Here is a 19,743-nt window from a genome sequence, read left to right as displayed (position 1 = left end):
CTGGGTTCGAAAAGACCTTATCCTGGAAACCTGAAGAGAGAATGTCAAGAAGTGAGGTGTAGAACATGAACGCTTATGAAGCTACCAAGAGGATCTACAACATCAGCGAAGAGCTGGCCATCTTGTCGAAGGAACTGGGTGCTACCGTAAAGGAAAGCCACAGGAATCTCATCGAACAGAAAATCAACATTTTAGAAAATGAGTTTTTCATGATCAAGCATAGGCTGGAGAAGATCAATCTTCCCGCAGGAAATTACTAGAATTTCCACGACAAAAGAGAAAACCGTCCTTGGACGGGGCTGAAACGAAAGAGGAAACCGGAAGAAGCCCTTGGGCCTGTTCCAGGAAAAGGAAGCGAAGGAGGACCGAAAGGTCCTTTTTTGCATGAAAAGGCAGGGGAGAATTTTCTCCCCTGCCTTAAACATTCGATGAGGTTATGCCATGGAGTTGTTGGATCCCAGAACTTCGTCGATTTTATGCTCAACCAGTTCCTGGATCAGGGTGCGGGCTGCGCCCAGATATCCGCGGGGATCAAAGGCTTCTGGCTTGTCGCCGAAGGCTTTGCGGATCCCGGCAGTCATGGCCAGACGGATGTCCGTGTCCATGTTGATCTTGCAGACGGCCATGGAGGAAGCTTTGCGGAGCATTTCCACAGGAATACCCTGGGCGCCCTTGATCTGTCCGCCGTACTGGTTACAGATGGCGATATGATCCTGGCTTACGGCAGAAGCGCCGTGGAGAACGATGGGGTATCCAGGCATCTTCTTCTGAATTTCTTCCAGAATGTGGAACTTCAGATCAGGAGTACCGGCGAACTTGAATGCCCCGTGGGAGGTTCCGATGGCGATGGCCAGGGAATCGCAGCCTGTACGGGTGACAAAATCCAGCGCCTGGTCAGGATCGGTGTACACATGGGCTTCGGCATGGACGTCATCTTCGATGCCGGCGAGAACACCCAGCTCTGCTTCCACGACGACGCCGTGGGCATGGGCATACTCCACCACTTCCTTGGTGACGCGGACATTTTCTTCATAATCATAATGGGATCCGTCGATCATGACGGAGGTGAAGCCTGCGTCAATGACTTCCTTAACCGTGGCTAGGTCGGGACCATGGTCCAGATGAAGGGCAATATCGATGCCGGTGTCTTCGATGGCGGCATCCACCATGGCCTTCAGGTACTTGGGCCCGGCGTATTTCAGCGCTCCCTTGGACACCGCGAGAATGACTGCGGAATTCTTGGCTTTGCAAGCGTTGACCACACCCTGGATAATTTCCATGTTGTTGATGTTGAACGCTCCAATGGCATAATTGCCTTCATAGGCTTTACGGAACATTTCTTTTGTTGTGACTAATGCCATGACTAAAAACCACCTTTCAAAATAGAACTTTTGCTCGAATCTTGGGGATTCCTTTGTCCCGGGGGACAAAATGGGTTCTTCCCATCTATTATAGTACATTCTTGGGCATCAATCCATAAAATTGCCACTGGTTCATAAACCGTTAACCTTCTATGGGGCTAGGTATCACCCCCGGGAGAAAGCATGGTAAATGGCGAAAAACCGGGTATAATGAAGATACTGGAACATCGGTAAAGGGGGCAGGAAGATGACAACACAGGATCCGAAGGAAAAAAAGACAGAACTGGCAGCCAGGAAAAAGGGGACCATGTGGCCGATTCTCGCCCGGAGAGAGGGAGAATATTTCGAGCTCAATGGCGAGATTCGGGGGCGGGAAGATCTGATCCCTATCTATCAGGATGACTATGTGGGGAATAAGGCCTATGAACGGACGCTGTCCATGATCCTCAATGCAGCTTTTCAAAAGCGGTATCCCCAAGATAAACTGGTAATTGATCATTCCATCAGCAAAGGGCTCTACTGCTGGGTGGAAGGGAGAGTTTTATCCCCCCAGGAGATCCATGAACTCTGGGAAGAAATGAAAAAGCTAGTCCGGGAAGACCTGCCCATTCTAAAGGAGTGTGTTTCCCTGGAAGAGGCTTTGAAGCTATTTCGAGAGAACGGTCAGGAGGAAAAGCGGGAGCTTCTGGCTTCTTCCGGTTTGGAGGAGCTGAAAATCTATACCCTGGGAACGTATTCGGATTACTTCTATGGGAAAATGGCCCCACGGACAGGGATCGTCAGCCTTTTTAACCTGACACCCTACAAGAGCGGATTTGTCATGGGGTATCCCACCATCCAGGAACCGGAGAAGGTCCATGATTTTATCCCCCAGGACAAGCTTTTTGGGATCTTTGAGGAAACCGCCCGCTGGGATGAGCTCATCGGGGTAAACTATGTGGGGCTCCTCAATGAGAAAATCCGTCAGGGGGAAGCCCGGACCCTGATCAATATCACCGAAGCCCTCCATGAGAAAAAAATTGCCTACATTGCCGATGAAATCAAAGCCCGGGAGGATGTCCGAATTATTCTCATCGCCGGCCCCAGCTCTTCAGGGAAAACTTCCTTTGCCAACCGCTTGGGAATTCAGCTTCGGGTCAACGGACTCATGCCCATGGCCATCGGCATGGATGACTATTTTCTTCCCCGGAAAATGACCCCGTTAAAAGATGATGGAACTTACGATTTTGAAAGTCCCCAAGCCATGGATCTGGAACTCTTTGAGACCCAGATGAAAGCTCTCTTGTCCGGCGAGGAAGTGCAGCTTCCCCGATTTAACTTTAAAACCGGAATGCGGGAAATATCGGACCGGAAGGTCAAGCTGCCACCCCATGGGGTGCTCCTCATCGAAGGCATTCATGGCCTGAATCCGCTGCTTCTCGCCCATGTGGAGCGCCGCTTGAAGTTCAAGATCTATATCAGTGCTCTGACAGTGCTGAATCTGGATCGAAGCAACCGCATTGCCACCACCGATGTGCGAAAACTGCGCCGCATGGCCCGGGATTTCCTCTCCCGAGGCTACAGCCCGGAAGAGACGCTGCTCTTTTTCCCCAATGTGTCCCAAGGCGAGAAGAAATACATCTTTCCCTATCAGGAAGAAGCTGATGCCATGTTCAACTCCACCCTGCTCTATGAGCTTTCGGTGCTGAAGAAACATACGCTGCCGGAGCTGAAAAAGATCCCCAAGTCCTCTTCGGCCTTTGAAGAGGCTCGGCGGCTCATCACCATCTTGCGGCTCTTTGAGGATATCGGCGATGACCTGGTGCCCACCAATTCCTTGCTGCGCGAGTTCATCGGCGGCAGTCAGTTCTATGATTACTAAAGATAAGGCAGGTGAAACCTCCAAGGAGGAGAAAGCATGAAGAAAAAATATGGTGTGTTTGATATTATCGGGCCGGTGATGATCGGGCCTTCCAGCTCCCATACGGCTGGCGCGGCAAAACTGGCCAAGATTGCCCGGGGGATTGCCGGAGAAGAACCCGTGAAAGTGGTCTTCTATCTTCACGGATCCTTTTCCAAAACCTATAAGGGCCATGGTACAGACCGAGCCCTGGTGGCGGGAGTGCTGGGCATGGATCCCGCCGATGACCAGCTGAAGGAATCCCTGAAGCTGGCCAAAATGAAGGGCATGGACATTCGCTTTGAGGAGAAGGACCTGGGGGATGTCCATCCTAACACCGTTCGAATCGACATGACCATGGCCGATGGGCGGGAGATCAGGATCACCGGTTCCTCCATTGGGGGAGGAGCTGTGGAGATCACCCGCATCGATGACGATGATCTGCAGTTTTCCGGGAACTATCCCACCCTGCTCATCACCCAGCGGGATGTGCCGGGGGTGGTGGCCAATGTGACGAACCTTCTCTATGAGGAAGGGGTGAATATCGCCTTCATGTCGCTTTTCCGCTCCCAGAAGGGTCGGGATGCCATGATGATGTTCGAACTGGATCAGAATGTCAGTACAGCCATGATTGATCGGCTAAAAAAAGTGCCCAGCGTGGAAAACGTGCGGTTTATCCCCTTATCCAGCAACGTCATCAACTATCCTGTGCTCTAGGCCAGGGATCTTGGAGGGACAAAAGATGAATATCAAAAACGGAAAAGAACTGGTGCGGCGCTGCAAAGAAGAGGGACTCTCCATTGGCGAGTTCATCCTGAAGCAGGAAATGGAAGAAAGCGGCCTCAGCCGGGAAGAAATCTATGATCGTATGCTGGACAATCTCCGGGTCATGGCCTTCTCCACCACCAAGGGTGTGGGGGAGAAAGTCATCTCCGTCTCCGGGCTCATCGGGGGCGATGCGTACCGTTTGGGCAAGTACCTGGAAAGCGGCAAGAGCGTCACGGGCAGGACCATGGTGAAGGCCATGAGCTATGCCCTGTCCTGCTCGGAAGTCAACGCCTCCATGGGGAAGATCGTGGCCTGTCCCACGGCGGGAGCCTGCGGGATCCTGCCGGCGGTGATCATGACCATGAAGGAAGAGCATCAGGTGGAGGAGAAGGATCTGGTCATGGGACTCTTTGCCTCTGCGGGCATCGGCGCCATCATCGCCCAGAATGCCACCATATCGGGAGCGGAAGGCGGATGTCAGGCGGAGTGCGGTTCCGCTGCAGCCATGGCGGCGGCAGCGGTGGTGGAGATCATGGGGGGAACCCCCGATATGTGTCTCCATGCCGGGGCCATTGTCTTCAAGAATACCCTGGGCCTGGTCTGCGATCCCATCGGCGGTCTGGTGGAGGTGCCCTGTGCCAAGCGAAATGCTGCCGGGGCTGTCAGTGCCATGACGGCCGCGGATATGGTGCTGGCCGGTGTCCAGTCCCGGATTCCCTTTGATGACACCGTCACCGCCATGTACTCCGTGGGCAAGCTGATGCCCGAAGCCCTGCGGGAGACGGGGATCGGCGGTTTGGCCGGAACCAAGACGGGCAAGAAGCTGAAGAAGGAAATCTTTGGCGACAAGGACGGCAAATCCAAGAACAAGATGAACGACGATACCTTTGACGCCGAGAAGACCGGCGAGTAAAGGCAGGCCAAGAGGCGCCAATGGACGGGGACCGATCCTTCTTTCCGCCAGAGAGTGCGCCATTGGGGATAGATAGCGAGAACCACGAAATAAAGGCTGGCTTCCAAATCTGGAAGCCAGCCTTTTTCAAGTTCGTAACGGAAGGGGTGCTGTTTTTTTGGATTAGATGAAGAGGGTGGCGTTGGACTCGTCGGACTCGGCCAGCATGTAGCCGACACCGCCAAGCTTGACACCGTCCAGAAGCTCTTCTTCCTTGATGCCCAGAAGGTCCATGCTCATCTGGCAGGCTACCAGTTCCACGCCGCTGTCGAGGGCCGATTTCATGAGCTCCTCCAGGGATTGGACATTCTTCTGGTCCATGATGGAACGGATCATCTTCGGTCCCATGCCTGCCATGTTCATTTGGGAAAGGCCCAGCTTGGTGCTGTTCTTGGGCAGCATGAAGCCGAACATTTTTTCGATGAAGGTCTTCTGCACCACGGGAGCCTGCTGCTTCTTCAGGATGCTGATGCCCCAGAAGGTGAAGAACATGGTGACTTTCTTGTTCATGGAGGCTGCGCCGTTGGCGATGATGAAGGAGGCGATGGCTTTGTCCAGGTCGCCGGAGAAGACCACCATGGTCATGTTTTCCTTTTGGGGAGCAGTGTTTACGCAAGCCACGGGGGTGTCATCGGAGACGGAGGCCATCCCTTTTCGCAGGGAGGCTTTGATGAGGCCCTTGTCTTTGTTGACGCTGAGGAGCTCATTGCCGGTGCGTCGAGCCCAGGCTTTGATGTCCTCATAGAAGCCCATATCTGAAGCGGTGATGTTCAGGGTGTCTCCGGTGTCCACGGCATCGATGGCGCTCTTTACCCGCATGAGGGGGCCAGGGCAGCAAAGACCCGTGGCGTCGATGTCGACGGTTTTTCCGGTGGAAAGAACGGAGGATTCCAGAGTTTCCAGAACAGGGGAGGTGCTTTCCTTCTTGGCCTCTTCCTGGTGGAGGACGTTAAAGAGCTTGAAGCCTCCGGTGAGGTTCTTCGTGGTAAAGCCATGCTGGTTCAGGATTCGCGAAGCGATGTATCCGCGAAGGCCCACCTGACAATAGATATAGATGGTTTTGGAAGCATCCAGTTCGCCCATGCGGTCCCGAAGGCTGTTCAGGGGAATGTGTACCCGACCGGGGATGGAGCCGTTGTCCACTTCCACCTCATCCCGGACATCCAGGAGGGTCATGGAGGCAGGATCAAAACTGGCCATGAATTCTTCCACGGGGACATTGTCCACCAGACCGTTCAAGGTGTTTTCAGCCACAAAACCGGCCATGTTGGCAGGGGACTTGGCACTGAGGAAGGGCGGAGCATAGGCCAGTTCCAGTTCCGTGAGGTCATCGATGGTTCCGCCGTACTTCAGGACGGTGGCGATGACGTCGATGAATTTGTCCACCCCTTCATAACCCACAGCCTGAGCGCCCAGGACCTTACGGTTTTCGGTGAAGACGAGCTTGATGGTGAGCTGGGTGGCACCGGGATAGTAACCGGCATGGTTGTTGGGATGGATGAAAATGCTGCGGGGCTTCAGGCCCTGTCTGAGGGCATTTCGCTCGTTCATTCCCGCAGAAGCAGCGGTCATGTCGAAGATCTTCAGGATGGAGGTGCCGATGGCGCCTTTATAGATGCTGTCCTTTCCGGCAATGTTGTCCGCGATGATGCGGCCCTGACGGTTGGCCGGTCCGGCCAGGGGAATGGCGGTTCTACCGCCGGTGAGATAGTCCGTGATTTCCACGGCATCGCCACCGGCATAGATGAAGGGATAGTTGGTGCGCATATGGTCATCGGTGATGATGTGTCCGCGCTGTCCCAGCTGGATTCCGGAATCTTTGAGGAAAGCGGTGTCTGGAGTGACGCCGATGGCGGATACCACGAAGTCTCCTTCCAGGATGGCGCCAGAGCTTAAGGTGACACGGATTTTTCCGCCCTCTTCCGTGAAGGCTTTGACCCCATCGTTGAGATGCAGGGTGATTCCCCGCTCCGTGAGTTCTTTCTCTGCCATGGTGGAGATTTCCGAGTCAAAGGGAGCCAGGATGTGGGGGGCAGCTTCCACCAGAGAAACCTGAAGGCCTCTTTCCACGAGGTTTTCGGCAGTTTCTACGCCGATGAATCCGCCGCCGATGACGATGGCCCGGGATGAGGGGGAAAGATCCACTCTTTCCTTTATGGCATCCATATCCTTGATGTCCCGCAGGGAGAGCACTAAAGAGGAGTCAATGCCGGGGATGGGGGGCTTCATGGGCTTTGCGCCGGGAGAGAGGATCAGATAGTCAAAGGATTCCGTATAGACTCCACGGTCCTTGGCGTTCACCGTGACGGTTTTCGCCTCTGGATCCACAGCCACGGCTTCCGAAAAGACGCGTACATCCAGCTGGAAGCGGTCCTTCATGGCCTGGGGCGTCTGGAGAATGAGGCTGGAACGTTCTTTGATGACTTCTCCGATGTGGTAGGGAAGGCCGCAGTTGGCAAAGGAAATGAACTCTCCCTTTTCCAGCACCACAATTTCCATGGACTCATCCATGCGGCGAAGACGGGCTGCAGCGGATGCTCCGGCGGCAACACCACCGACGATGACGGTTTTCTTTGACATGATCTTACTCCTCCTCAATATAGAGCAACGATATTATTGCAATGACTTTGGGATTGACAACGGTATAGGTGATTTCCGTTCCGCTGCGATGGCCTTCGATGAGGCCGGCAGCCTTCAGCTTCTGGAGATGCTGGGAGACGGTGGATTGGGGAAGCTCAAGACACTCCTGAATATGGCTAACGTTGCAGCCGCGGGTATCGATGAGGCCTCGGAGTATACATAGGCGTACAGGATGGCCCAGGGCTTTGAAGAGCTCGGCATCCTGCTCGTATCGGTTGACGTTGCTGTCCACACAGCTCACCTCCATTAATCTTTACATCCGTATATTACGTTATTGCGATTTACTTGTCAAGAATTTATCAATAGTTATTTTGTGTCAATCTTCCTCATGCTCAGGGCTTGCCCGGATCAGGCTTCCCGGCAGTAGAACTCTGTGGGGAGAAGTTCTGTCCATGAAAAAAGAGAGCCGAGGCTCTCTTTGGGGATACGAGGATTTAGCGTTTCTTCAGTTTGATGGTGCTCACCATGAGATAGGAGAAAGCCACCATGAGGGTGGGGATGAGAAAACGCAGGTTCATGCTGTTGCGAAGAAGCAGCATAAAGAGGGCCAGCATGCATCCGGCGATGGTGATGGGCACACCCATGAAAACACCGTTGAAGCTGCTGGAGTTGTACCGGGCAAGACGGTAGGCGCCAGCCACGGGAAAGAGGATCACAGGGATCAGCCCCAGAAAGCTGAAGTCGATGAGATCAAACATGAAGTAGGCTAAGATGGCCGGGGCCACCCCAAAGGAAACCAAATCGGACAGGGAGTCCAGTTCTTTCCCCAGGGGGCTTTCCGCATTGAGCAGCCGGGCGATCCGTCCGTCATAGCGGTCGATGAGACCAGCTCCCAGGATAAACAGGCCCGCATTGAGGTACTGACCTTCCGTGGTGGCCAAGAGAGCCATGATCCCGAAGGCCAGGTTCATGAAGGTCAGAATATTGGGAATGAATGCGCGTTTCATATGTTGTACGGAAGAAACCGTAATTCCTTCCTACTCCTTCCTCTTGCAATATACTTACCATTATAAACAACTTCCAAGATTGTTACAATAATTTCAATTTTCCTCGGATTCGTTCTGCTATAGTGTTAAGTATGTAGAATAGGGAATTTGGAGAAAAGCTCCCCTTAAGGAAACAATGGTATAATAAATTCAAGATTTTTGAGCGGAGGACAACGATGCAAAAGGTGAAATTCATTTATAATCCCTTAGCCGGGGATCATCTCATCATGGACAAGCTGGATCAGGTGGTGGATCTCCATCAGAAGAATGGATATCTTCTTGTCCCGGCCAGGCTGGGTCCCGAAATGGATATGCGGCGGGCCCTGGAGGATGCAAAGGAAGGCTATCATCATATTCTCATCGCTGGCGGCGATGGCAGTGTGGATCTTCTGATCAATGAGATGAAACGTAGGGATCTGGATCTGCCCATTGGGATTCTGCCCATGGGGACGGCCAATGATTATGCCCGATTCCTCGGGATCCCTAAGGATATCGAGCTGGCGCTGACCCGGATGTTCCGCCATGCTCCCCGGAAAATGGATATCGGCATGATCAACGAGAAGTACTTTCTCAATGTGGCCAGTACAGGGCTATTCACCGATGTGTCCCAGAAGACCCAGGATGAACTGAAGAACTCCATTGGCAAGCTGGCCTACTACATCAAGGGTATCGAACAGATCCCCACCTTCCGGAAAATTCCGGTGAAGGTGACCTCTCAGCATGGGAGTTTTGAAGGGGACATGTATGCCCTTCTGGTCTTCAATGGGCGAACGGCAGGCAATCTGGATCTGGCCTACAAGTCCAAGGCCGATGATGGTCTCCTGGATGTGATCCTCATTAAAGCGGCGAATTTTAAGGAGATTGTTCCGCTGCTGGCGAAGATGCTGCGAGGGGACCATCTGGAAGACCCCGTGGGGCTTCTCTATTTCCAGACCGATGAAATCACCATCGATACCACAGATCCCCTCATCGTCAGCGATATTGACGGGGAAAGGGGACCGGATTTTCCCCTGAATATCCGGTGTATTCCCCAGGGGATCACTGTTTTAGGGGCCGATGAGGACGTCACACCGTAAAAAATCCGGGATCCACTCTCGGGGAGAAACGGGGGAAGGATGTGGATGAAAATTGTCCATCAGATGTCCTCCAAAACTCTCCCCAAAAACCGCCAAGGGCCACACCCGGGGATATTGACATCCCTGGGAGGTTGATGTAAAATTTACATCATAATTCCTAGTGAAACAGTAGGAAATAAAGTGAGGTTAAAAATATGATTTATCAGAATGCAATCCAAATGGTCGGAAACACGCCGCTTTTGCGGGTGAATGGCTTCGATGAAGAGAACCGTGCGGAAGTATATATTAAGCTCGAAAAGTTCAATCCGGCAGGAAGCGTGAAGGACCGGGCAGCCCTGGGCATGCTGGAAGCTGCCGAGAAGGCCGGCATTCTCAAGGAAGGTTCCGTCATTGTGGAGCCCACCAGCGGAAATACGGGAATCGCCCTGGCTATGCTGGGACGGGCCAAGGGATACCGGGTGGTCATCGTCATGCCGGAAACCATGAGCATGGAACGACGAAGCCTCATCGCCGCTTATGGGGCTGAGCTGGTGCTCACCGATGGCGCCAAGGGTATGAAGGGCGCCATTGCCAAGGCTGAAGAGCTGAAGGCTGAAATCGGGGATTCCGCTTTTATTCCCCAGCAGTTCATCAATCCCTCCAATCCCATCAAGCACTACGAAACCACAGCGGAGGAAATATTCCGCGATATTCCTGAACTGGATGCCTTTGTGGTGGGTGTAGGAACCGGCGGAACCATCTCCGGCTTTGCCCGTTATGCCAAGGATCAGGGGAAAAAGGTCCATGTGGTGGCGGTAGAGCCCACAACCTCCGCCGTCCTGTCCGGCGAGCAGCCTGGACCCCATAAGATCCAGGGCATCGGCGCAGGCTTTATTCCCGAGAACTATAAGGCTGACCTGGTGGATGAAATCGTCAAGGTCAGCACCGATGATGCCTTTGCCACAGCCAAGACCTTCGGACAAACCGAAGGCGTCCTCATCGGCATTTCTGCCGGGGCAAACCTTTTTGGTGCCCTGGAAATTGCCAAGAGGCTGGGAAAAGGAAAGAAAGTCGTCACCGTGGCTCCAGACGGTGGGGAAAAGTATATTTCCATGGGGCTGTATGATTAATTGATTGATTGAGGTGCACGATGTTTAGAGCCTTGAACGAGGACATCCGCAATATTATGAAACGGGATCCGGCCGCCAAAAGTTATTTGGAGGTTCTCTTCCTGTATCCCTCGGTGCATGCGCTCTTTGCCTACCGCATCGGTCATTATCTCTACAAAAAGAATCGGTTTTTCCTGGCTCGGCTCATCAGTCAGTGGAGCCGCTGGATGACCGGGATAGAGATTCATCCCGGAGCGACCATTGGAAGACGGCTCTTCATCGACCATGGCATGGGCGTCGTCATTGGCGAAACTACGACCATCGGGGATGACTGCCTCATTTATCATGGGGTCACCTTGGGCGGAACGGACACGAAGGAAAAAAAGCGTCATCCCGATTTGGGAAACCACGTGCTGGTGGGCGCCGGGGCGAAAATCTTAGGTCCCATTCGCATGGGAGACGGCGCCAAGATCGGTGCCAACTCCGTGGTGCTGAAGGATGTACCGGAAGGGGCCACCGCAGTGGGCATTCCGGCAAGAATCCTGGTGAAGAAACACAGCGATTCGGAAGTGAAGTTCCTGTATTACAATTATATTTAAGCTAACGGCCCTGAAGTTCGCTTCAGGGCCTTTCTAACGTTTTCATTTCCGCTGGGATCATCTATAATGAAGGAAAACCGGCCACCGAAGAGGCCGGCGGGAGGAAAGGGGAGGAGAAATTTGGAAGAACTGCTGAAAAATGTGGAAGAGGAGCTCAAGAAGCAGGGGATCCGAAACTTCGGTTATCTTCACGTCCGCACCCTGGAGGAGTCCCGGGACTATTTTGCGGAGCGCATCGCCCGGGGGCTGACCACCACCTTTGAAGAAAACGATCTGGACAAGAAGGTGGATCTGTCCGCCTCTTTGCCTGGGGCCAAGACCATTCTCAGTGTGGCGGTGCCCTACTATTACGATAGCTATATGGCCTCCGGCGGCTACTTTTCTCTCTATACCCAGGGGAGGGACTATCATCTGGTGGTCCGGGAAATCCTGGAGAAGGTGGCTGGCCTTTTTCGGGCCAAGGGGGGCCAGGCGGAGGTTTTTGCCGACAACAATGCCCTGCCGGAACGCCTCATCGCCTACATGGCGGGGGTGGGGGAAATCGGCCGAAACCATCTTCTTATTACACCGGATTATGGAAGCTATGTATTTCTGGGCGAGATCCTCACGGATCTGGAGCTGCCCGCCACAGAGCGTGACCCAGCAAAAATTCAGGATTATGCGGTCTGCAAAGACTGCCGAAACTGCCTGAAGGCCTGCCCCACGCAGATTCTGGGGGAGAGATATTATGATACCAAGCGCTGCATGTCTTATATTACGCAAAACAAGACCGTGGAGGATGAGGATTTTCGACTTTTTAAAGGACGACTCTTTGGCTGTGACACCTGTCAACGGGCCTGTCCGCTGAATCGGGGAATATCGACCACATCCATTGCGGATTTCACGCCCCGGCCGTACATGCGCCATCCCGATCTACTGGCCATCCTAAACCTCACCAATGCCGAGTTTCGACCCTATCAGGAAACCTCCTCCGGGTGGCGGGGGAAAAAGCTGCTCCAGCGAAATGCCTTGGTGGAACTCATGCGGCAAAAGGTGCCCGTGGAGGGGGAAAAGCTTCCCACAGAGTATCTCCGGGAGCATTGGAATAGACTTCAAAACATTTTCATTTTATAATGGAACTATTACAGAAAAAGGGGTAAGGACATTGAGAAAATTGATCTTGAAACTGGTGGCCAAGACACCAGAAGGGTTTCAGAAATTTGTGGCACAAAAAGGCCTGAACTATATCTTCAATCATTATGCCCATGTGACGCTGGAGGGAAAGGAAAATCTTCCCTCAAAAGAGGAGACGGTGATCTTCATCTGCAATCATTTGAGCAATATCGACGGTCCGGCGCTGAATCATGTGCTGGGGGATTATGCGCCTACCTTTGTGGCGGGGATGAAGCTGACCAATGATCCCTTCACCGGCCTGTTCAAAAAAGTCTTCAAGCATATCAATATTAAGCCAAACTCTCCGGATAAGGCAGCCATGAAGGAAATCATCACCCTGCTGAAGACGGGGAATAATGTGGTGATTTTCCCTGAAGGAACCCGTTCCCGAGTGGGATCCATGATTGAAGGCAAGCGGGGAATTCTCCTCATGGCCAAACTGGCGAAGGTGAGAATCGTGCCTTTGGCCATGACGGGCACGGAAAAAGTGCTGCCCATTGACCAGAACAACATGACGGGCGAGAAGCTTCATCAGGGGAATATTCTGGTGAAAGTGGGACAGCCTTTCCATTTGCCGGAGAAGCGGGAAGATCAGTCCAAAGAGCAGTATGATCAGGACACCATGGACTACATCATGCGAAGCATCGCAGCCATGCTGCCGGAGAAGTACCGGGGAGTCTATGCCTGACGCTCTTCCTAGAAAAGGAGAAGGACATGAATAAAAAAAACCGAGAAATTCTGGCCATTCTGGAAGAAACCTATCCGGATGCCCGCTGTGAGCTGAATCACGAAAGTCCGCTGCAGCTTCTGGTGGCCACCATCTTATCCGCCCAATCCACGGATAAAAAGGTCAATGAAGTCACGGCGAAGCTTTTTCAGGAGTATGCCACACTGGAAGATTTTCTGACGATTACGCCGGAAATTCTGGAGAGCCATATCAAAGTCATCGGCCTCTACAAAACCAAAGGACAAAATCTCCTGAAGCTGTTTCCTCTCCTGAAGGAGAGGCATCACGGGGAAGTTCCCCGGACCATGGAAGAGCTGGTGGCCCTTCCCGGCGTGGGCCGGAAAACCGCCAATGTGGTTCTCTCCAATGCCTTTGATGTTCCCGCCATCGCCGTGGACACCCATGTGTTTCGGGTGAGCAATCGCCTGGGGATAGTGAAGGAAACCACTGTGGAAAAAACCGAGGAAAGCCTCATGAAAGCTCTGGACAAGAAGGTGTGGACCAAAGCCCATCATCTTTTGATCTTCCACGGGCGCAGACTTTGCATGGCCCGGGCGCCTAAATGCGGAGAATGCCCGGTGAATGAACTGTGCACCTATTATGCGGGGGAGAAAAAATCCCTGAAGAAACCGAAACGCTCATAAATGACAGCCCAGGAGGGAAGGGGGAAGGCCTATGAAGTCCAAGGACAATGCAATAATCGTCGCTGCCAATAATTCCAGGGTCATCCTCCTTGTCCTGGCCTTTTTTTCGGCTGCTTTTCTAACCGCCCACACCCTGACCGATGAGGGGCGAAAAATGGTGGATCTGCGGCTGGACAACATCAACATCATCCTGGCCGCCATTTCTTTTTTTATGCTGTTCCTGTATGCCTCCTACAACCACATGAAGTATGTGCTGGTCTTGGGCATCATCGTATTGGGAAGCTCCTTCCTGGAATACAAAAATAATATCATCATCATCAATGGCCGGATCGAACTGGCTTTTTTAGGGATCTACATGGTGATCGTACTTCTGACCTATTTCACCTTGAAGTCCTTTTTTTCGGACAGTATTTATAATTATGTCAACAAGGATCTCTTCATTGTACTGGCCGTGATTCTCATCGTGGCCTATTTCACCGTATTTCAGGCAGTGATGAAAGAACCGGTGATCCTCACCGGACCCTATGCCTATGCCCTGGAAATCATCATGCTCCTGATCATCCCGTTTTTTGCCGGCTGGTATTTCAATGCGTCGGTCATTCAGAAGAATGTCTTCAACATGACAGTCTATCTGACCGCGCTTCTCTACTTCACCGCCATGATCTGTTACAGCATCTTCTATAACGGCTTTGATTTTCGCTATCTCATCACGGCGAAAATACTGGAGACCCTAACCTTCTCCATCTATATTATTGCCATTCCCTGGTCCATGCTGGAAATCGTGCGGAACAAGGATGTGGTCATTGAGAAGTCAGAGGTACTGAAGAATAACCTCTTCATGTTCTTCAAGTCTGCGGAATATAACGAGAACATAACGGTTTTCGTTAACTCCAAGCATGAGATCCTCTATTCCAACTCCAAGTACAAGATCTTCTTCAACAACTACGGAAAGGAGCTGGAGAAGGATCTTTCGCTGTATCTTAAAGAAAAATACGAAATCATCAAATACAATATGAACTACTCCTCTTCCATCAAGGTCCATCTCCATGAGAACACCCATATTTTGGATGTGGACGTGGTGTACATTGAGCAAAACGATGAGGAAATCTTCTGTATCACGGCCAAGGACATCACGGTCATACGGGCCATGCAGGAATCCCTGGAGCGGTCGGAGTACAAGTACCGCAGCTTCTTCAACCTGATTCCGGACTATATCTACGTTTATGACATCGGGAAGAACCGGGTCATGGAAGCCAATGACATGGTCTACGACGAGTTTCGGGTCCTGCCGGGAAACGTCAATGAGAACCGATCCCCGGACAGCCAGTTCATGGGGATGAAATTCGCAGAGCTCAATGATATCGGCCGGAAAATCGAGTCCGGGGAGATCCTCAAACTGGACATCATGAAAATCCAAGATCACAAGGGCAACGATATCTATGTGGAGCCCAACTTCCGTCTGATCAGCTTCGATCAGACGAAGAAGCAGATGCTGGTTTTCCTTCGCAATGTCACCAGCAGCGTGAAGCTCCATGAGCTGCGCATCGAGAATGAGGCGAATATCCGCCAGCTCTACATTGCCCGGGAGAATGAGAAACTCTTCAACGAGTTCTTTGCCAATATGTCCCATGAACTGCGAACCCCCATCAATGTCATTTTGTCGGCGTTGGAGCTCATGGAGCTGTCGAACTTCTCCCCGGAGAAAGCAGGCAACTATGCACAGCTTATTCGCCACAACTCTTACCGACTGATTCGCATTGTTTCCAACATTCTCGATATTACCAAGGTGGACTCGGGATTCTACAAGCTCCACATGACCAATGGTGATGTGGTGAGTTTTGCGGAGGATATTGTCATGTCCATTGTGGACTATGCGGAAAACAAGGGCATCCGGGTTATTTTTGACACGGAAGTGGAGGAACACACCATGGCCTTTGATCCAGAAGCTTTGGAGCGTTCGCTTCTTAATCTCTTATCCAACGCCATCAAGTTCACTCCCCAGGGAGGAAAAATTCTGGTTAATCTTTCTCTGGATCCGGAGGAGGGCCTGGTGAAGATCGATGTGGAAGACAACGGCATCGGCATTCCGCCGGAAAATGTCAACTTTATCTTTGACCGGTTTATCCAGGTGAACAAGTCCACCACCCGGGACAATGAAGGTACCGGTATCGGACTCTCCATTGTGAAGAAGCTCATGAACCTCATGGGCGGAGACTGTGTGGTGAAGAGCGAGCTTAATGTGGGCACCACCTTTACCCTGATTCTTCGGGATCAGTTGGTGGATGACGAGGAAGATACGAGTCGGGATTATTATGACAAGGCATCCAAGCGCGTTGAGATTGAATTCTCCGACATCAAAAAGGGGGGCAGCAATCATGAAGCTGAAAACCACAACACGAAAAATAGCGCCGATCTCCCTCCTTTGGATCCTGATGGCGGTGAGCCTTCTTTATAGCTTTACCAATCGGCCCTGGGGGACGGTCCGGAATCTGACGCTTCCGGTGGATGGAAAGATTCCCTTTATCCCTGGCTTTGTCCTCGTTTATCATACGTGGTATCCGCTATCCCTAAGTCTTCTTTTCCTGCTTTACCGGAAAGAACGAAGGATCTTTGTGGAATCAGCGCTGTCAGCCATTCTGGGCAATCTTTTCGCCAATGCCACCTTCCTTCTCTTTCAGACGGAGGTGCCCAGGCCCCAAGATTTCGGACAGGGCTTTTTGGAGGGTATCCTTCGGGCCACCTATGGCGTGGACAATCCCTATAATGGATTTCCCTCCATCCATGTGCTGGTGACCACCGTTCTGGTGATCGGCATTCTGCGCACCGATTTTTCTAGGCGGGAAAAAGCAGGGATAATGGCCTATGGGATCCTGATCATCCTTTCCACATGGCTGATCCGTCAGCATGTTTTTCTGGACATTTTGGGCGGAATCCTCTATGGTATTTTAGTATATGGCTTTACCCTTCGTCTTTTCACCAAGGATAAGGTCACCAGTTTATTCGATGGAGTGTGATGAAGATGAAGATTGGTGTGATCATGGGCGGAATTTCCAGTGAAAGGGAAGTGTCCCTGGCCTCGGGAAGAGAGATCGTGAGCAATCTCCAGCAGGGAGCTCATGAAGTGGTCCCCATTGTTCTGGATACCAAGCAGGATATTTTTGAAAAAGTACGTGGAATTGATTTTGCCCTATTGGCATTGCATGGCAAGTACGGGGAGGATGGCACGGTGCAGAGTATTCTGGACAGCCTGAATATCCCCTATTCCGGGTGCGGAATGCTCTCCAGTGCCATCTGCATGAATAAGGACCTGACGAAGGGGATCATGAAGAGCAAAAACCTTCGAACAGCCCGCTGGCTGGTGGTTTCCGATGTGGCCGACCTTTCTGAAGAGGCCGTGGCCAAACTGGGGTATCCCGTGGTGGTGAAGCCCAACAGCGGAGGCTCCTCCGTGGCCACCTTCATCTGCAGGGATATGGCGGAAGTGGTGGCTGGCGTCCGGGAAGGACTGCTGGTGGATAAGGAAGTCATGGTGGAGGAGTTCATCGCCGGCGATGAGATCACCGTGCCCATTCTGGATGGGAAAATTTTCCCCACCCTCATCATCAAGCCTCAAAAAGGCGGTTTCTTTGATTATGCTTCCAAGTATGATGAAGGCGGAGCCACCGAGGAAATCATCGAGTTCCCCGCGGCGCTTCAAGCGGAGATCAATACGCTGGCCCTGGAAACCTACAACGCCCTGAAGTGTGAAGTGTATGCCCGGGTGGATCTCATCGTCTGCCAGGGAGTACCCTATCTTCTGGAAGTGAATACCCTGCCAGGCATGACCAAAACATCGCTCTTTCCCAAGAGTGCCCAAGGCATAGGGATGAGCTATCGGCAGCTCCTGGAGGAGATTATCCGGGTTTCCCTCCGCGTCAGAGAGTAAAGATCAAAAAAGAGCAGTGGATTTCTCCATTGCTCTTTTTTGATGCCCGGAAGTGTCCTTCCGGTTTTTATTTTTGGGGTTCCATGACAGCAAAGTAATTCCCTTCCCGATCGGAAAAGTTGAAGACTTTTCCCCCGGGAATCTCCACCAGAGCGCCTACATTGATCTCTCGGCTTTTCATGTGTGCATAGAGTGCTTCAAGATCCTCGGTGAAGAACATGATGGAGGGGGTGCCCAGATTGAGTTCGGGTTCCATCTTGGCAATGACCGCCCGTTCGTGGAGGACAAAGGAGGTTTCTGAATCCTGGGAGGGAGCGATCTCCCGCCAGCGGATCTCCTTGTCGCTTTTGCTGAGGAGGGCAAAACCCAAGTCCTCCGTCCAAAATTTAGTTACTTCATCGATATTCTCCACATAGAGCATGACCTGCCCGATTTTTTGGATCATACTATCCTTCCTTTCCCTCAGGGGATTTTGGAACAAGTCTATCATGATCTTCCTCTCCAGATTTCAACAGGCTGTAAATTATTTGAAAATCCTTAGTTTTGCTTCCAGGAATTAGGGCTCCTGGGCATAGGCTACCACCAGATCCAGGGTGGCTTTCATGGAGTCCATGTGGGTCCTTTCATACCCATGGGATGCAAAGACGCCGGGGCCGATGAGTCCGGTGATGAGGTCATGGCCGGCACCCAGGGCAGCGGAGGCGTCGGAGCCGTAATAGGGATAGATGTCCGTGGCATAGGGGATATTCTCTTTCTCGCAGAGGTTTTCCAAGGCCTGGCGAAGAGCATAGTCGTAGGGGCCGGAGCTGTCCTTGGCGCAGATGTTAACCTTAAACTCCGAGCTGTTTTGCTGATTCCCGGGAGCCCCCATGTCCACGGCGATGAACTCCAGAAGATTGTCCGGAAGCGCCGCTTTCGCCCCATGACCCACTTCCTCATAGTTGGAGATGAAGAAATGGAGGGTTTTTGTCCGGGGCTTGTCCCGGAGGATGGCCATGGCTTCCAGCAAGATGGCGACGCTGGCTTTGTCATCGAGGTAACGGGACTTGATGAAGCCATTATCCAGGATCCGGAGCTTCGGGTCCATGAAGACAAAGTCGCCTACGCGGATGCCCAGTTTGGCCACATCCTCGGCGTTCTCCACCCGTTCATCCAGAATGATTTCCATATGTTCCTGATTCCGCTCCAGGGTCCGGGCATTGTTCCCGTCGATGTGGACGGAGGGCATGGTGGTCTGCACGGTACCGCTGATGAGCTTCCCTGAGCCGGTACGCACTTCGCAGTTCTCGGACTCCAGGGTATTGTACATATAGCCGCCGATGAGGGTGAACTCCAGGGAGCCCTTGGATTTCACCGACTTCACCATGCCGCCCAAGGTATCCACATGGGCGGAGAAGAGTCGTCCCTGGGGTTCCTTTCCGGGGAGGGTGGCCAGCACAGCCCCCTTGTTGGTTTCCTTGTAGGCAATGCCCAGACGGCTGAGCTCCGTCTTGATGTAGGTCATGACTTCTCCGTGATAGCCCGTGGGGCTGGGAATGGCCATGAGCTCCTTCAGGTATGTCTTGATGTTGGTTTCAAATTCCATGGTAACCTCCTGGAAACTGTTTTCTTTGATCTTACCTTATTTCCCCCCACCATGTACAGATTGAATCGGGAATCTGGGGAAAGGGGACCATTTGAAGCCATGAGGATCCCCGCCGTAAGGAGGCAAATTCCAGTTCATTTGACGCAGTTCTTTCGATTCCATGAAGAATTTCCCATTGCATTTACACCACCAAAGAATTGCGTTATTATGGACAGGAAAATGCGTTTTGAGAAGTCTCCCAGGGAGAAGCGGAGGAATCTGTAATCTCTTTGTGAGATTTGACAGCTTTTGTCATGGTATAATGATTCCAGACAGACAGGACAGGTTCCTGAAACGGAAAAACAGGAGGGAAGGCAGCAGA

19 protein-coding genes are annotated in these 19,743 nt (G+C 52.2%); 13 read left to right on the top strand and 6 right to left on the bottom strand.

Going from position 1 to position 19,743, the window contains the following annotated elements:
* Positions 1–65 precede the first annotated feature (65 nt).
* Complete coding sequence (locus tag KCG48_RS07505) at positions 66–260, top strand: hypothetical protein (RefSeq protein WP_211801002.1); 195 nt, start codon at positions 66–68, stop codon at positions 258–260.
* Between the two features lie 174 nt (positions 261–434).
* On the opposite strand, the gene fba is transcribed toward KCG48_RS07505, so the two are convergent.
* Complete coding sequence (gene fba / locus KCG48_RS07500; RefSeq protein ID WP_211801001.1) at positions 435–1,361, bottom strand: class II fructose-1,6-bisphosphate aldolase; 927 nt, start codon at positions 1,359–1,361, stop codon at positions 435–437.
* Positions 1,362–1,608: 247 nt separating this feature from the next.
* On the opposite strand from fba, the gene KCG48_RS07495 reads away from it, so the two are divergent.
* The 3 genes from KCG48_RS07495 to sdaAA are packed head-to-tail and all read left to right on the top strand — an operon-like array spanning position 1,609 to position 4,921.
* Positions 1,609–3,222, top strand: coding sequence for a nucleoside kinase (locus tag KCG48_RS07495; RefSeq protein WP_211801000.1), 1,614 nt, complete (start codon positions 1,609–1,611; stop codon positions 3,220–3,222).
* 36 nt (positions 3,223–3,258) lie between these two features.
* Positions 3,259–3,957 carry an L-serine ammonia-lyase, iron-sulfur-dependent subunit beta gene (gene sdaAB, locus KCG48_RS07490; protein ID WP_211800999.1) on the top strand — a complete coding sequence of 233 codons (699 nt, stop codon included), beginning with the start codon at positions 3,259–3,261 and terminating at the stop codon, positions 3,955–3,957.
* Positions 3,958–3,982: 25 nt separating this feature from the next.
* Positions 3,983–4,921 (top strand): L-serine ammonia-lyase, iron-sulfur-dependent, subunit alpha, encoded by a 939-nt coding sequence (sdaAA, locus tag KCG48_RS07485; protein WP_211800998.1) that lies wholly within the window; start codon positions 3,983–3,985, stop codon positions 4,919–4,921.
* A 162-nt stretch (positions 4,922–5,083) separates the two neighbouring features.
* On the opposite strand, the gene KCG48_RS07480 is transcribed toward sdaAA, so the two are convergent.
* From KCG48_RS07480 to pssA, 3 genes are all read right to left on the bottom strand, one after another.
* Positions 5,084–7,540, bottom strand: coding sequence for an FAD-dependent oxidoreductase (locus tag KCG48_RS07480; protein WP_211800997.1), 2,457 nt, complete (start codon positions 7,538–7,540; stop codon positions 5,084–5,086).
* A gap of 4 nt (positions 7,541–7,544) precedes the next feature.
* The gene (locus KCG48_RS07475; protein WP_331000387.1) at positions 7,545–7,832 is read right to left on the bottom strand and encodes an ArsR/SmtB family transcription factor; all 288 of its coding nucleotides are present in this window, start codon (positions 7,830–7,832) and stop codon (positions 7,545–7,547) included.
* 202 nt (positions 7,833–8,034) lie between these two features.
* Positions 8,035–8,547, bottom strand: coding sequence for a CDP-diacylglycerol--serine O-phosphatidyltransferase (gene pssA / locus KCG48_RS07470; protein WP_211800994.1), 513 nt, complete (start codon positions 8,545–8,547; stop codon positions 8,035–8,037).
* Between the two features lie 215 nt (positions 8,548–8,762).
* Here pssA and KCG48_RS07465 point away from each other — a divergent pair, with 215 nt between their 5' ends.
* From KCG48_RS07465 to KCG48_RS07425, 9 genes are all read left to right on the top strand, one after another.
* On the top strand, positions 8,763–9,662 hold the full coding sequence (locus KCG48_RS07465) for a YegS/Rv2252/BmrU family lipid kinase (RefSeq protein WP_211800992.1): 900 nt from the start codon (positions 8,763–8,765) through the stop codon (positions 9,660–9,662).
* Positions 9,663–9,856: 194 nt separating this feature from the next.
* On the top strand, positions 9,857–10,771 hold the full coding sequence (gene cysK / locus KCG48_RS07460; protein WP_211800989.1) for a cysteine synthase A: 915 nt from the start codon (positions 9,857–9,859) through the stop codon (positions 10,769–10,771).
* A 20-nt stretch (positions 10,772–10,791) separates the two neighbouring features.
* The gene (epsC, locus tag KCG48_RS07455; RefSeq protein ID WP_211800987.1) at positions 10,792–11,349 is read left to right on the top strand and encodes a serine O-acetyltransferase EpsC; all 558 of its coding nucleotides are present in this window, start codon (positions 10,792–10,794) and stop codon (positions 11,347–11,349) included.
* Between the two features lie 120 nt (positions 11,350–11,469).
* Positions 11,470–12,462: a tRNA epoxyqueuosine(34) reductase QueG gene (queG, locus tag KCG48_RS07450; protein WP_211800985.1), complete on the top strand. Its 993-nt coding sequence runs from the start codon at positions 11,470–11,472 to the stop codon at positions 12,460–12,462.
* Between the two features lie 31 nt (positions 12,463–12,493).
* A complete protein-coding gene (locus tag KCG48_RS07445; protein ID WP_230977046.1) occupies positions 12,494–13,189 on the top strand; it encodes a lysophospholipid acyltransferase family protein in 696 nt (231 codons plus the stop codon).
* A 26-nt stretch (positions 13,190–13,215) separates the two neighbouring features.
* Positions 13,216–13,872, top strand: a complete 657-nt coding sequence (nth, locus tag KCG48_RS07440) for an endonuclease III (protein WP_211800980.1) — start codon at positions 13,216–13,218, stop codon at positions 13,870–13,872.
* Between the two features lie 31 nt (positions 13,873–13,903).
* On the top strand, positions 13,904–16,327 hold the full coding sequence (locus tag KCG48_RS07435; RefSeq protein WP_211800978.1) for a sensor histidine kinase: 2,424 nt from the start codon (positions 13,904–13,906) through the stop codon (positions 16,325–16,327).
* Positions 16,248–16,886 carry a phosphatase PAP2 family protein gene (locus KCG48_RS07430; protein WP_211800976.1) on the top strand — a complete coding sequence of 213 codons (639 nt, stop codon included), beginning with the start codon at positions 16,248–16,250 and terminating at the stop codon, positions 16,884–16,886. The genes KCG48_RS07435 and KCG48_RS07430 overlap by 80 nt, the downstream gene beginning before the upstream one ends.
* Before the next feature lie 5 nt (positions 16,887–16,891).
* Positions 16,892–17,797: a D-alanine--D-alanine ligase gene (locus KCG48_RS07425; RefSeq protein ID WP_211800974.1), complete on the top strand. Its 906-nt coding sequence runs from the start codon at positions 16,892–16,894 to the stop codon at positions 17,795–17,797.
* 67 nt (positions 17,798–17,864) lie between these two features.
* Here KCG48_RS07425 and KCG48_RS07420 read toward each other — a convergent pair whose 3' ends face one another.
* Together KCG48_RS07420 and KCG48_RS07415 are read right to left on the bottom strand one after the other, a co-directional pair.
* Positions 17,865–18,242 (bottom strand): VOC family protein, encoded by a 378-nt coding sequence (locus KCG48_RS07420; protein WP_211800972.1) that lies wholly within the window; start codon positions 18,240–18,242, stop codon positions 17,865–17,867.
* Between the two features lie 111 nt (positions 18,243–18,353).
* Complete coding sequence (locus KCG48_RS07415; protein WP_211800970.1) at positions 18,354–19,382, bottom strand: M42 family metallopeptidase; 1,029 nt, start codon at positions 19,380–19,382, stop codon at positions 18,354–18,356.
* Positions 19,383–19,743: the final 361 nt, after the last annotated feature.

The organism is Proteiniclasticum sediminis, assembly GCF_018128025.1.
GTDB lineage: Bacteria > Bacillota > Clostridia > Clostridiales > Clostridiaceae > Proteiniclasticum > Proteiniclasticum sediminis.
The sequence above is the reverse complement of the archived record's forward strand: the minus strand, read 5'-3'. Positions and strand labels throughout refer to the sequence as shown.